Annotated in this window: 14 protein-coding genes and 1 pseudogene; 5 read left to right on the top strand and 10 right to left on the bottom strand. The window is 71.0% G+C overall.

Going from position 1 to position 13499, the window contains the following annotated elements; genetic code table 11:
- Positions 1 to 312: pseudogene (locus AB0G16_RS37100) on the bottom strand (glycosyl hydrolase); the annotation flags it as partial.
- A 763-nt stretch (positions 313 to 1075) separates the two neighbouring features.
- On the bottom strand, positions 1076 to 1678 hold the full coding sequence (locus AB0G16_RS37095) for a hypothetical protein (protein WP_362815468.1): 603 nt from the start codon (positions 1676 to 1678) through the stop codon (positions 1076 to 1078).
- Between the two features lie 168 nt (positions 1679 to 1846).
- Here AB0G16_RS37095 and AB0G16_RS37090 point away from each other — a divergent pair, with 168 nt between their 5' ends.
- The 4 genes from AB0G16_RS37090 (at position 1847) to AB0G16_RS37075 (ending at position 6231) form a co-directional block, all read left to right on the top strand.
- Complete coding sequence (locus AB0G16_RS37090) at positions 1847 to 2677, top strand: NAD(P)H-binding protein (RefSeq protein WP_362815467.1); 831 nt, start codon at positions 1847 to 1849, stop codon at positions 2675 to 2677.
- A gap of 719 nt (positions 2678 to 3396) precedes the next feature.
- Positions 3397 to 5325, top strand: coding sequence for a hypothetical protein (locus AB0G16_RS37085; protein ID WP_362815466.1), 1929 nt, complete (start codon positions 3397 to 3399; stop codon positions 5323 to 5325).
- Positions 5322 to 5921, top strand: coding sequence for a hypothetical protein (locus AB0G16_RS37080; protein WP_362815465.1), 600 nt, complete (start codon positions 5322 to 5324; stop codon positions 5919 to 5921). The genes AB0G16_RS37085 and AB0G16_RS37080 overlap by 4 nt, the downstream gene beginning before the upstream one ends.
- Positions 5922 to 5937: 16 nt before the next feature.
- On the top strand, positions 5938 to 6231 hold the full coding sequence (locus AB0G16_RS37075; RefSeq protein WP_362815464.1) for a hypothetical protein: 294 nt from the start codon (positions 5938 to 5940) through the stop codon (positions 6229 to 6231).
- Positions 6232 to 6809: 578 nt separating this feature from the next.
- On the opposite strand, the gene hisF is transcribed toward AB0G16_RS37075, so the two are convergent.
- The 8 genes from hisF to hisD form a co-directional block, all read right to left on the bottom strand.
- Positions 6810 to 7580, bottom strand: coding sequence for an imidazole glycerol phosphate synthase subunit HisF (gene hisF / locus AB0G16_RS37070; RefSeq protein ID WP_362815463.1), 771 nt, complete (start codon positions 7578 to 7580; stop codon positions 6810 to 6812).
- Between the two features lie 22 nt (positions 7581 to 7602).
- Positions 7603 to 8325, bottom strand: a complete 723-nt coding sequence (priA, locus tag AB0G16_RS37065) for a bifunctional 1-(5-phosphoribosyl)-5-((5-phosphoribosylamino)methylideneamino)imidazole-4-carboxamide isomerase/phosphoribosylanthranilate isomerase PriA (protein ID WP_362815462.1) — start codon at positions 8323 to 8325, stop codon at positions 7603 to 7605.
- A gap of 4 nt (positions 8326 to 8329) precedes the next feature.
- Entirely contained in the window at positions 8330 to 8671 is a 342-nt protein-coding gene (locus AB0G16_RS37060) for a hypothetical protein (protein ID WP_362815461.1), read from the bottom strand.
- A gap of 191 nt (positions 8672 to 8862) precedes the next feature.
- A complete protein-coding gene (gene hisH, locus AB0G16_RS37055) occupies positions 8863 to 9498 on the bottom strand; it encodes an imidazole glycerol phosphate synthase subunit HisH (protein WP_362815460.1) in 636 nt (211 codons plus the stop codon).
- A complete protein-coding gene (locus AB0G16_RS37050) occupies positions 9492 to 9647 on the bottom strand; it encodes a hypothetical protein (RefSeq protein WP_362815459.1) in 156 nt (51 codons plus the stop codon). The genes hisH and AB0G16_RS37050 overlap by 7 nt, the downstream gene beginning before the upstream one ends.
- Positions 9648 to 9674: 27 nt before the next feature.
- Entirely contained in the window at positions 9675 to 10295 is a 621-nt protein-coding gene (hisB, locus tag AB0G16_RS37045) for an imidazoleglycerol-phosphate dehydratase HisB (protein WP_362815458.1), read from the bottom strand.
- Positions 10292 to 11362 carry a histidinol-phosphate transaminase gene (locus AB0G16_RS37040; RefSeq protein ID WP_362815457.1) on the bottom strand — a complete coding sequence of 357 codons (1071 nt, stop codon included), beginning with the start codon at positions 11360 to 11362 and terminating at the stop codon, positions 10292 to 10294. The genes hisB and AB0G16_RS37040 overlap by 4 nt, the downstream gene beginning before the upstream one ends.
- A gap of 32 nt (positions 11363 to 11394) precedes the next feature.
- Positions 11395 to 12702 (bottom strand): histidinol dehydrogenase, encoded by a 1308-nt coding sequence (gene hisD, locus AB0G16_RS37035; protein WP_362815456.1) that lies wholly within the window; start codon positions 12700 to 12702, stop codon positions 11395 to 11397.
- Between the two features lie 111 nt (positions 12703 to 12813).
- Here hisD and ybaK point away from each other — a divergent pair, with 111 nt between their 5' ends.
- Positions 12814 to 13314, top strand: coding sequence for a Cys-tRNA(Pro) deacylase (gene ybaK, locus AB0G16_RS37030; RefSeq protein WP_362815455.1), 501 nt, complete (start codon positions 12814 to 12816; stop codon positions 13312 to 13314).
- Positions 13315 to 13499: the final 185 nt, after the last annotated feature.

Genomic DNA, 13499 nt, shown 5'->3' with positions numbered 1-13499 from the left:
TCCACGCTCGGTGGCGGCGTCGATGGCGCCGCGGTAGGCGTTCCACCAGGTCGTGTTGGCCACGGTGTGGGTGTTGATGGGCAGCCGGACGGTGTTGACCCCCATGGTCGAGGCCATGTCGTCGTAGAGGGCGTTGGCCTTGGCCCGGACCGTCGCGTTGCTGTCGGACTGGCTCAGGCCCTGCACGACGAGCGTGCCGGTGCTGAAGTTGTCACCCAGCACGGCCCAGTTCATGCCTCGGAACTGGCTGGTGGCGGCGTCGGCCGACGGCGCGGAGACGACCAGGCCCGCCATCGCGGCGAGCGCGGTCACCAAAAAGGTGATCAGCAGCCGGCGCGACGGCCGAGCGCTCCGCGGCGGTCCTGACGAGGAACCATCGGGCGCCGTGATCAGTGCCATGAGATGTCCAATCACTAGATCTGAGTTCCTGGGTCAAACCCCCGGCCGGCGTGACGACCGGGTCGTACTGGTTCGGGAGCGTCCGGTCGAGACCGTCGCAGCTCGCCTTCAGGTGGAGGGCGCAGCCGTCACCGGGCCGGTTCGGCCCCCCTCCGAGGCGGCCCATGACACGGGGCCCGGCACGGGCCCGGCACGGGGCCGCCGACGGCGCCGCGGCGATGCGGACGCCGCCGCCCGGCAGGGCCGTCGGCTACATGACGGTGGCGACGGCCTCTTGACGCAGGGACACCGCGGGCATCCTTTCCGGGGATCGGTGAGGGGACGGCGAAGGGCGACATCACAGCCGCGCACTCACGGCGAGACCTCAGGGGCGATGGGACACATCGGTGACACACAAACAATTGTTAGCGTTAACATTTTCGCGTACACGTTGTTCCGGTGTGATCGGCGACGGGGCGACCGATTCCCGGCGGAGGACCGGCGATCGGGTCGCGCCCACGTTTCCGTCACGTTTCCGCAAAGTGTTCAAGGTTCACGGGCGGGATGTCAACATCTCGCTACAGAAAACTCATCTCCGCGCAGTCAACACGCCCGGAGGGGACGGGCCCCTCCGGGCGGTTCGCACCTGGTTCCCGAACCGCGGGGACACGCGGTCCGGGAACCGCCGGACGGGGGCTCAGTGGGCGACGCGGACGGAGGTGGGGATGCTCCAGGGGCCGCAGTCGGAGCCGAACGTGCCGCGGTCGCAGCCCTGGACGACGAAGGCGAACCTGTTGACCTCGTGCCCGTTGGTGGTGCCGCACACGTCGCCGTCGCAGTACGGCGTCATGACGTACTGCCCGCTCCACGGGGTCAGGCGGCCGACCTCGACCTGGGTGGCCCTGCCCCCGTCCTTGCTCCAGCGGACGTTGAAGAAGTCCCAGTCACGCCCCAGGCCGCTCCACTTGAAGACGATCTTGTTCCCCTTCTCGTACACGCGCACCAGGGTCCCGTCGCCCAGGTTCGGAGACCAGACGATCTTGCCGTTGCGGAAGGTCTGCCAGGATCCGCGCTTGTCCGGGTAGCCGAACTCCTTGCTCGTGGGGCAGCCGTAGACGCTGCTCCGGCCGCCGTTGGAACGCCACAGCCCGCCGATCAGGCTGCCCGCGGGCGCCACCAGCGAGGCGTCGCACGCGCCACGAGCGGTCGCGGCCCGCGCGCCGGCCGGTACGGCGAGAACGGTGGCGCCCGCCGCGACGGCGACGGCGAGACCGAGAAGTGAACGGGAGGTGCGGCCCATGGGAGCGGTCCTTTCGAGCGGGATTCGCTGTTGCTCCTCATATGTACGACCGGCCGCTTTCACCACGGCGTCCATACCTTGAGAATGGCTTGCAGGACGCTGTTCCGATATCGCGACCAGGCGTTTCCCTTTCCTCGCGGGATTTCCGGTGTCGATAGGGTGAGGCGCATGACGAACGCTCCTTCACGTGTTCTCGTCCTGGGCGGGACCGGCAAGACCGGCAGCCGTGTCGCCTCCGCGCTGCGCCGCCGCGGTGTCGACCCCGCCGTGGCCTCGCGCCGGGGCCCGGTCCGCTTCGACTGGGCCGACCGCTCGACGTGGGAACCGGCCCTGGAGGGCGTCGGTGCCGTGTACGTGGTCGACTCCCAGGGCCCGGACGCGCCGGAGGAGGTCCGCGCGTTCGCGGACCTCGCCGCCGGCGCCGGGGTACGGCGCCTGGTCCTGCTGTCCTCCCGCACCTTCGGCGAGATGGGCGAGGAGTTCCTCGCCACCGAGCGGGCCGTCAGGGAGTCGGGGACGCGGTGGACGATCCTGCGCCCGGCCTGGTTCTCCCAGAACTTCACCGAACTGGACTTCATCGCCTCCCCGCTGAACGACACCGGCGAGCTGCGGCTGCCCACCGGCGAGGGCCGGGAGGCGTTCGTCGACCTGGAGGACCTCGCCGAGGTGGCGGCGACGGCGCTCACCGAGGACGGGCACGCGGGGCGCACCTACGTCCTGTCCGGCGCGCGGTCCCTCAGCTTCGCCGAGGCGGTCGGCGAGATCGCCCGCGCGTCGGGCCGTGCTCTGCGCTTCGTCCCGATCAGCGAGGACGCCTACCGTGACGAGCTCACCGCCGCGGGATACCCGGACGCCGAAGCGGACGAGATGATCGCCGTCCTCCGCCACATCCGCCTGGAGCGCGGCTGGGAGCCGACCGACGGCGTCCTGGAGGCGCTGGGCCGCCCACCCCTCGACTTCGCCGACTACGTCGCCCGGACCGACTTCGGCACCGGCTGACCACGCCGGGCCGGCATCCCCGCCACCGGGTCACGGCACCCGGAGCCCCTCGGTCTCGGAGCGGCCGCCCGCGAACCCCGCGTCGATCGCAGGTTCCTCGGCTCCTCGTGGAAACCACGACACCAGAAGATCGCCCCCAACGAGGAAAGGGCGCATTCGCACGACATCTTCCCGTCCTGCCGAGCGGCGTCGACCGGCGGCAAGGCGTAGCGGCCCGAACGGGCGAAACCCCATGAATGTGGTAATCCAAACCTCCTCTTCGACGCCGGGAATGCAAGGGTTTATCGCGAACAAAAGGCCACTTGCTGCTGATTCTTCCGTTCATGCACCGTGCGACGATGAAGGACGAGGTCCACTCACCCGTCCATGTTCTTCCTGAACGCGCGAGAACCCTTTGCCGGGGGCCGGATGAAAACATAGGCTGGCATTTCCACGCCTGCGTTCTCACCGACCACGCTGGAGTCCGCCGTCCCATGGCCCACCCCTATCCGTCACCGGCCCCCGCCGTCACCGGTCCGACCGGCGGCTCCCAGGCGCACCCCCCCGCCTCCGCATCCCCGTCCGGGTCGCCCGCGCCCACCCCCGCGCCCGCGCCCGTCCCTCCACCGCCCGCGCCCTCGTCCGGCGACGAACCACGTCCACCGTCCACCAAGCCCGCATCCGGTCCGCAGCCCCTTCCACACCCGCCCTCGACCACGGCACCGACCACGCCACAGGGGGTGAGCGGCGGGTTCTCCGGCATCGACCCCACCGCGATGGACGCCTTCGAGCGCGGGCTCGGCCGGACGCAGGACGCCATCGGCAACGGCGAGCCCCGAATCCGCGCGGCCCTGGAAAAGCTCGACCTGGACACCTCGGCGCTGGGCGCGCTGCGCGAGACACGCACCTGGATCGGCTCCAGCCGTCCCGATCTGCGGCGGCGCAGCGAGGTGATCCGCTCCGAGCGCACCGAGTGGGGCGCCTCCGGTCTGCCCGGCGGCCTGGCCGCCTTCGACGAGTCCCTTTACGGCAAGGCCTCGGGCGACCCTGACGTCTACGGCGCCGCCGTCAAGCTGACCGAGGCCGCCAAGAAGGGTGAGATCGACGCCAAGACCGTGGCGGCGCTGGAGAAGCGCACGGGTGAGGTGACCTTCACCGCCGCGCTGCTGACCGCGGTGGGGGCGGCGACGTTCCGCGAGGCGATGGCGGAGGCTGCGGAGAACCCGCGCGACAGGAAGTCACAGCGGGTGCAGGCCGCCCTGGGCAAAGCCCTGGGCACGGCGAGTCCCAGGCTGGACAAGGCCTGGCGCGACGCCTTCACCGCCGAGTCCAAGGATCACTGGCAGCAACGGCGCAACTATCAGGCGATCAGCCTGTCCCTCAGACACGGCACCTTCGCCACCACCTTCCTGGTCGACATCGCCAGGAAGGTGGACAAGGCCAAATACGTCAGGGCCGTGGAGCCGCAGGCCGTCATCGACGTGATGAACGCCCTGGGCCGTCACCCCGAGGCGGCCCAGGACTTCTTCGTCGGCGACCCCACCGCCCTGAAGCGCCATCTGACCCAGGGCAGGATGAACGACGGTGGCGCGGCCCTGGGCAAGGCCCTCGAAGCCGCGATGCTCCACTTCCGCGACCACTCCGGCAGCCCCGGCAACCCCTCACGCGGCTACTGGTCGGCCAAACTCGCCTCCGAGTTCATCCACCTCGAAGCCGCCCGCATCAAGGACGGCCGGCCTCCGGACTCCGCCGTGCAACCCACCTTCACCGGCCTCGTACTGTCCGAGTACATCCGGGACGTCAACCACGTCGCCGACCTTGGCCAAGACGAGTTCGTACCTGGTGTCCGAAGGGCAGACAACCTCGCCATTCCCGGCCAGGACCCCTGGGGGGCACTGTTCAGCAAGACAGAGTTGCGCCGGGTGATGAAAGAGGCGTTCGCGGACTCCAAAGCGTTCTCCCTTGTGACCACCGCTCAGACGGCGTTCGCTGGATGGCTCCTAGACAATGCCGCCCAGAAAACGGACATCAAGCAGAGGAACGACGCGCTCCTGTCCGGCGCGAGACAAATCGGCGCAGGATTCGGCCTGATCACCGACTCGGCCGAATTGATCAAAATCGAGGACGGCAAGAAACTAGACCAAGCACAGAAGCGAAACGTGAAGGCCCTCATGGCAACACTCAACAGCGGCCTTGCCTTTCTACATGGGGGCGCATGGCCCATCGCGGCCGGTGTCGTGGGGTCGTGGACAGGACTGGCCGAGGACCTCGTCGAAGGAGAGGCAGAGAGTGATGCCCGTGAGGCCGCCAACGCCACCGTCGACCGAACCCGGAACCTCGTTCGCGACCTCACTGCCCGGGCCATGCTCAAGCATGGCCTGTTCGGTTCCGCTGAACCCGCCGCCGCCACACATCCCTGGGCCTCGCTGGAAGACCTTGAAGCGGGTGGCGACCCTCGCGACAATCCCAACAACTTCCTCAAGGATGACGGCCGGACGCTCATGACCAAGGACGAGATGATCGACGAGAAAGCCCTCAATGCCACTGACAAGGGGCGCAGAATCGAGGCTTACAACCGATGGCGCAGCGGACCGGCGGGACAGGCTTGGCGAGATGTCGAGAGTCGCCTGGACCAGGGATTTTCCGATGGTTTCGGCAAGTACGAATGATGAACAGACCCCTCGTTCTGCTCGTGGCATTGATGTGCATGCTGCCCTTGTCTGCCGCCTGTCAGAACGAAGAAGCCACTCCGATCGACCGCACCCCATTACCAGCCTTGGCCGCCCCGCCATACATCTGCGAACACATTCCGCTGAAGGCCGTGGAGTTGATGACCGGCACACGTAACCCGCTGGTTCGCGGTCACTTTAATCTCACAAGTGACGACATCCCGAACACAGGGGTCTGCGTGGTCCGCCGGAGAACCGACCAGGAGAACGTCCTCGTGATCGACCTGTCGTCTGGAAATGACCGAGCGGCGATCCAGGAGTATCTCGATGACGGTGCCGCGCCTCTGCCGGGGATCGTTGCCGGCGCCATTGGCGCTTACTCCCGGCCAAAGAACAGCGAGAACAACTCCGCGTACGCTCACCTTGTCCGAGGCGAGACCAGGGTCTCGGTTCAGTTGGAGATCGGCGTCGAAGGACGGGACAACGCCGCCGATGTGGCGGCGATGATGAAATTGATCGCGCCGAAGCTGCTCACCCAGACAACCGCCCCGTCGGCGAGCCCTTCGGCGAAGGCCGACTCCCCCGTGAAGGACTGACCGGACCATGGCCGAGATGGTGCCCAATCCGCTCCACAGAGCCCTGGGAGAGACGCTCCGGACGGTCGAGCCGCTGCTGGAGGAGGTCGAGCAGACCATCGAGACGCCGTTCCGGGCCTTTCACTCCGGCAAGGTCTGGAACGGCCCGGCGGCCAAGCGCTTCGAGGAGCAGCTCACCCATCACCGCACCCGTGTCCGCAGCTCGGGCGACAAGATCGTCTCTGACCTGCGTCAGGCCCTGGCCCGTACCCCGCAGCAGGTCACCGAAGAGGAGGCCAAGACCATCAAAGCCCGCTACGGCCTCCCCTGATCCCCAGAACCAGCCACCCCGGGGATGCCGCAGGAGCACCGCGGCGTGGGCGGCTCCCCCGTACCCGGCCCCGCAAGGCCCGAAGCCCGGCCCTGCGCTCCTTCCCGCGGGGGCGCTTCAGCTACGGCGACTCCCCGAGCCTCCCCGCGCCGAGGCTTCAGCGCCGGCGCGCACGCTGGGCGGCCGGAGACGGAGCGGCTACGGCCCGCACCCCGTACGGACGGACCATGGTGCGCGGAGGCGGGCCGGTGTTCCGGGCGGCGTATAAGAAAGCGCGACCGTCGCGCCCGGCAGGCCGGAGGCCTGGAAGACCAGACCCCGGCCACGACGGCCGCCCGGAGCACCGGCCCGCCGCAGCGCGAACCCCGCCCGGCCCGGCCCCCCGGTCCCACCCCGAACCCCGCCCGGCCCGCCCCGGACACCCGGCCCCACCCCGAACCAGCCGGCCCCTAAAGCCCGGCCACCCCCCGAACCAGGCAGCCCCTACAACCCGCCCCCCGGCACGGCCCACGTGACAAGAACCTCGTCCGGCCCACGACGCCAACCCCGCCGTGCAACGGAACCGCCCGGCGAGAAGATCAGCGAACCGGGTGCCCCGCCAGTCGCAGCGTCTCCTTGACGTCACCGATCTTCAACTGCCCGAAGTGGAACACCGAGGCGGCCAGCACCGCGTCCGCCCCCGCCTCCACCGCCGGCGGGAAGTGCTCCAGCGACCCGGCGCCGCCGCTGGCGATGACCGGCACCGACACCGCGGCCCGCACGAGCCGGATCAGCTCCAGGTCGTAGCCGTCACGCGTGCCGTCGCCGTCCATGGAGTTGAGCAGGATCTCCCCCACGCCCAGCTCCTCGCCCCGCCGGGCCCACTCGACCGCGTCGATGCCGGTGCCCCGGCGCCCACCGTGCGTGGTCACCTCGAACCCCGAGACGGTGGGCGGGCCGTCGACGACCCGGCGGGCGTCCACCGACAGCACGATGCACTGCGCCCCGTACCGCTGGGACGCCTCGGTCAGCAGCTCGGGCCGGGCGATCGCCGCGGTGTTCAGGCCCACCTTGTCGGCGCCCGCCCGCAGCAGCCGGTCCACGTCCTCGACCGAGCGGACTCCCCCGCCCACGGTCAGCGGGATGAACACCTGCTCGGCGGTCCGGCTGACCACGTCGTACATGGTCGACCGGTCGGAGCTGGAGGCCGTGATGTCGAGGAACGTCAGCTCGTCGGCCCCCTCCGCGTCGTAGCGGCGGGCCAGCTCCACCGGGTCCCCGGCGTCGCGAAGGTTCTCGAAGTTGACGCCCTTGACCACCCGCCCGGCGTCCACGTCCAGGCAGGGGATCACACGCACCGCGACAGTCATCCGAAACTCCTCAGAAGCCAGATCAGGAACGTACCGCCGCGAGGGCGTCCTCAAGGGTGAACGCCTGCGCGTACAGCGCCTTGCCGACGATGGCCCCCTCGACCCCGACCGGGACCAGCGACGCCAGGGCGCGCAGGTCGTCCAGGGACGAGACGCCGCCGCTGGCGACCACGGGCCTGTCGGTACGGGAGCAGACCTCGCGGAGCAGGTCCAGGTTGGGGCCGCGCAGCGTGCCGTCCTTGGTGACGTCGGTGACGACGTAACGGGGGCAGCCGTCGCCCTCCAGGCGCTCCAGGACCTCCCACAGGTCGCCGCCCTCCTGGGTCCAGCCCCGGGCCGCCAGCGTCGTCCCCCGCACGTCGAGGCCGATCGCGATCCGGTCCCCGTACTCGGCGATGATCTTCGAGCACCAGGCGGGGTTCTCCAGCGCGGCGGTGCCGATGTTCACCCGGCGGCAGCCGGTGGCCAGGGCGAGCTCCAGGGTGGCGTCGTCGCGGATGCCACCGGACATCTCCACCTTGACGTCGAGGGCGCCCACCACGGTGGCGAGCAGCTCGCGGTTGCTGCCCCGGCCGAAGGCCGCGTCCAGGTCGACCAGATGGATCCACTCCGCGCCGGCCTCCTGCCAGGCGAGCGCGGCCGACAGGGGGTCGCCGTAGGAGGTCTCGGTGCCCGCCTCGCCCTGGACCAGGCGGACCGCCTGGCCGTCGGCGACGTCCACGGCGGGGAGCAGCTCAAGCGACATCTGTTCAGGTCCTCCGGTCGAAAACAAGGGTGAGGAAAAGCGGTACGAACAACAGTGACAGAACCAGGGTGCCGAACCGCGCGGTCCACGAGGACCAGAGTAACCAGGCGATGACCTGGACGATCAGGAACAGCACCGCCGCGACGGCGTTCTGCGCCCGGCGGCGCCGGGCCATGATGCCGCCCTGGGAGACGATTCTGACGGGCCTGCCGGGCAGCAGCGCGGTCACCCTGCCGACGCGCTCGCGCCGGCGCGCCAGCCTGGCCTCCCGTTCGGCGCGCAGGGCCTCCTGACGGGCCCGCTCCGCCTCCCGCTCGGCCCGCCGCCTGGCCCGCTCCTTGCTCATCGAGGACTCCCCGGAAGACTCATCGAGGGCTCCCCGGAAGACTCGTCGAAGACCCTCCGGAAGGTTCGCCGAGGACCCCCGAAGGCTCGCCGAGGACCCCCGGAGACCCCGCCCGGGGCCTCACCGGGCCCTCGCGGAGAACCCCGCGGGGAAGGCACCCGCCGAAGATCGCGCCGGACGACCGGAAAGGCTCACGCGACCGTTCCCAGCCAGTTGACCAGCAGCTGTGCCCCGGCGTCGCCCGACTTCTCCGGGTGGAACTGGGTGGCCGCCAGCGGTCCGTTCTCCACGGCCGCGACGAACGGCGCTCCGTGCTCGGCCCAGGTGACCAGCGGGTCGTCGAAGCCCGGCCCCGGCTGGAGCTCCCAGGAGCGTACGCCGTAGGAGTGCACGAAGTAGAAGCGCGTCGCCGGGTCGAGCCCGGCGAACAGCGTGGTCTCGGCCGGGGCCTTGACCGTGTTCCAGCCCATGTGCGGCAGGACCGGCGCCTCCAGGCGTTCCACCGTGCCCGGCCACTCCCCGCAGCCCTCGGTCGTGACGCCGTGCTCGACGCCCGTCTCGAAGAGGATCTGCATGCCCACGCAGATGCCGAGCACCGGCCGCCCCGCCGACAGGCGCCGCGCGACGATCCGCTCGCCCCGCACGGCCCGCAGCCCGGCCATGCAGGCGGCGAACGCGCCGACCCCAGGGACGACCAGGCCGTCGGCCTCCATGGCCGTCTCGTAGTCGGACGTCACCGTGACGTCCGCGCCGACCCGGGCCAGCGCGCGCTCCGCGGAGCGGAGATTGCCCGAGCCGTAGTCGAGAACCGTTACCTTCTTCACCACCACAGCACCGCCGCCGTCGTCGCCAGGGCCGCGAGGACGGCGAGCAGCACCGCGCCCCGCCTCAGGCCCTGTTTGATGAATGAGATGATCCCGCCGACGAGGAAGAGCGCCACGAAGGCCATCGCGATCGCCGACCAGTTGTCACTCACGGCCGCGCCCCCTCGCCCGGGAGGCGGTCACAGCACACCCTTGGTACTGGGCACCCCGGTGGAGCGCGGGTCGCGCTCCGAGGCCGCCCGCAACGCCCTGGCGAGCGCCTTGAACTGGGCCTCCACGATGTGGTGGGCGTTGCGCCCGTACGGGACGCGGACGTGCAGGCAGATGGCGGCCTGGGCGACGAACGACTCCAGGATGTGCCGGGTCATCGTCGTGTCGTACTCCGCGCCGATCATCGGCGCCATGCCCTCGGGCTCGGTGTGCACCAGGTACGGGCGGCCCGACAGGTCGACCGTGACCTCGGCGAGCGACTCGTCCAGCGGGCAGGACGCGTTGCCGAACCTCCGCAGGCCCGACTTGTCGCCCAGGGCCTCGCGGAACGCGGCGCCCAGCGCGAGCGAGGTGTCCTCGATCGTGTGGTGGGAGTCGATGTGCAGATCGCCCTCGGTCTTCACGGTCAGGTCGAACAGGCCGTGCTTGCCGAGCTGGTTCAGCATGTGGTCGAAGAACCCGACACCGGTGGACACCTCGACGTTCCCGGTGCCGTCGAGGTCGACCTCGACCAGCACCGAGGTCTCCTTGGTGACGCGCTCGACGCGACCGCGACGGGGCGCGGCCGTGCCGCCGGCAGTGATGCTCACAGGATCTCCTCCAGGGCGGCGCGGAACGCCGCCATCTCCTCGGTCGTTCCGATCGAAACTCTAAGCCACCCGGGCGGCCCGACCTCGCGGATCAGCACCCCGCGGTCCAGCAGGCCCCGCCACACCGCGTGCCGGTCCTCGAAGAGGCCGAACAGCACGAAGTTGGCGTCCGAGTCGGCGACGGTCAGCCCCCGGCCGCGCAGCCACTCCACGGTGCCGTCGCGCTCGGCCCGCAGCGTGTCGACAGCGCCGAGCAGCTCGCCGCGGTGGGCCAGCGCCGTCAGCGCCGCCGTCTGGGTGAGCGTGGACAGGTGGTAGGGCAACCGGACCAGCAGCAGCGCCTCGACGACCGCCGGGTCGGCGGCCAGGTAGCCCAGCCGGGTGCCGGCCATGGCGAACGCCTTGGACATGGTCCGCGTGACGATCAGCCGGGGGTTGTCCGGCAGCAGGGTCAGCGCCGACGGGGTGCCGGTGCGGGCGAACTCGAAGTAGGCCTCGTCGACCACCACGATGCCCGGCGCCGCCTCGACGATCCGGGCGATCACCGCCGGGTCCAGCGCGGTCCCGGTCGGGTTGTTGGGCGAGGTGAGGAACACGACGTCGGGCCGGTGCTCCTCGATCGCGGCGACCGCCTTGCCGGGGTCGATCCCGAAGTCCTCCTCGCGGGCGCCGGAGATCCACTCGGTCGAGGCGCCGGTGGTGATGATCGGGTGCATCGAGTAGGACGGCTCGAAGCCCATCGCGGACCGGCCGTGGCCGCCGAAGGCCTGCAGGATCTGCTGGAGCACCTCGTTGGAGCCGTTGGCCGCCCAGACCCGCTCCCCGTCCAGGCCGTGGCCGAGATACCCGGCCAGCTCCCGCCGCAGCTCGACCGCGTCGCGGTCGGGGTAGCGGTTGAGCTCGGCCGTGACACCCCGCACGGCCTCGGCCAGGTCCGCGACCAGGGCCGGGGACGGCCCGTAGGGGTTCTCGTTGGTGTTGAGCCTGACCGGGACGTCGATCTGCGGGGCACCGTAGGGCGTGCGCCCCCGCAGGTCGTCACGGATCGGCAGATCCGCCAGCCTCACGGGCGCGCCTCCCCGGCCGGGCGAAGGGGTCGTCACGACGGCACCTCCCAGTCGAACCGGGCGCGGATCGCCGCGCCGTGGGCGGGAAGGTCCTCGGTGTCGGCCAGCACGCACACGTGCGCGGCGGCGCCGGCCAGGGCCTCGCGGCTGTAGTCGACCACGTGCACGCCCCGCAGGAACGTCTGCACCGACAGCCCCGAGGAGTGGCAGGCGCAGCCGCCGGTGGGCAGCACGTGGTTGGAGCCCGCCATGTAGTCGCCCAGCGAGACCGGCGCGAACGCGCCGACGAAGATCGCCCCGGCGTTGCGCACCCGGGCGGCCAGCTCGGCCGCCCCGGCCGCCTGGATCTCCAGGTGCTCGGCGGCGTAGGCGTCGACGACGCGCAGCCCGGCCTCCATGTCGTCGACCAGCAGGATGCCCGACTGGCGCCCGGCCAGCGCCTCGGTGATCCGCTCGGCGTGCTTGGTGGCGGCGACCTGGCGGGGCAGCTCCCGCTCGACGGCCTCGGCCAGCTCCTCGGAGTCGGTGACCAGGACGGCGGCGGCGATCGTGTCGTGCTCGGCCTGGCTGATCAGGTCGGCGGCGACGTGCGCCGGGTCGGCGGTGGCGTCGGCGAGGATCGCGATCTCGGTCGGCCCCGCCTCGGAGTCGATGCCGATCCGTCCCTTGAGCAGGCGCTTGGCCGCGGCGACCCAGATGCTGCCGGGGCCGGTGACCATGGCGACCGGGCGGCACTCCTCGGTGCCGTAGGCGAACATCGCCACCGCCTGGGCGCCGCCGACGGCGTAGACCTCGTCCACGCCGAGCAACGCGCACGCGGCCAGGATCGACGGGTGCGGCAGGCCCCCGAACTCGCGCTGCGCGGGCGAGGAGACCGCCAGGGACGCCACCCCGGCCTCCTGCGCCGGGACCACGTTCATGATCACACTGGACGGGTAGACGGCCCGGCCGCCGGGGACGTACAGCCCCACCCGGTCGACGGGCACCCAGCGCTCGGTGACCGTGCCGCCGGGCACGACCTGGGTGGTGACGTCGGCGCGGACCTGGTCGCGATGCACGAGGCGGGCGCGGCGGATCGACTCCTCCAGCGCGGCCCTGACCTTCGGGTCGAGCCCCGCCAGCGCCTCGGTGACCGCCTCGGCGGGCACGCGGGTGGACTCCAGCTCGACGCCCTCGAACCGGGCGGTCAGCTCGCGCAGCGCGGCGACCCCGCGATGGCGCACGTCCTCGCAGATGGGCCGCACCTTCTCCAGGGCGGCTTCGACGTCGAGGTCGGCACGGGGCAGCACGTCGCGGAGGTCCTCGGGCAGGGCCCCTCGCAGGTCGGTACGGGAAATCACCCGTTCAGTCTACGGAGGCGCGCCACCGGATATCGTCACGTCCATCATCCGGACACCCGCCCGGACATTGCCTTTACAATGTAGATTTTGTTCAGCCGCTACTCTCCCCCCGTGAGCAAGAACAGGAACAAGGGCGGCCAGGGGACGCCCGCGACGGTGGCCCTGACCCGGGCCGGGGCCGATTTCACCCTCCACCCCTACGAGCACGACGCGAACTCCCAGGCCTACGGCGAGGAGGCCGCCGACGCGCTCGGCGTGCCGTACGGGCGGATCTTCAAGACGCTGGTGGCCGAGGTGGAGAGCGGGCTGGCCGTGGCGGTCGTGCCGGTCGCGGGCAAGCTCGACCTCAAGGCGTTCGCGGCGGCGCTGGGGAGCAAGCGGGCGGCGATGGCCGACGCGGCCAAGGTCGAGCGGGTCACCGGGTACGTGGTCGGCGGCATCAGCCCGCTGGGCCAGCGCAGGCTGCTGCCGACCGTGGTCGACGCCTCCGCGCTGGAGTTCGGGACGATCTACTTCTCCGCCGGCCGGCGCGGGCTGCAGATCGAGACCTCCCCCGGGGAGCTGGTACGCCTCACCAAGGCCGTCACCGCCGCCGTCGCCAGGACCGCCTGAGAACGGCCGGAGCCGTCCGAGCACGACGGAACCGCTCCCGGGAACGGTCAGGGCCGCCCGAGCACGGCAGAACCGCCCGAAGAACGGCCAGGACCGCTCTCGAGAACGGTCGGGACCGCCCGGGAACGCGGGGCTCGGCCAGCGCGCGGGCCCAGTTGTAGTAGGCGACCTGCAGGCGCTCGGGG

This window comes from Streptosporangium sp. NPDC023615, assembly GCF_040640155.1.
Lineage (GTDB): Bacteria > Actinomycetota > Actinomycetes > Streptosporangiales > Streptosporangiaceae > Streptosporangium.
Note: the sequence above shows the minus strand (reverse complement) of the source record. Positions and strands in the feature narration are given on the sequence as shown.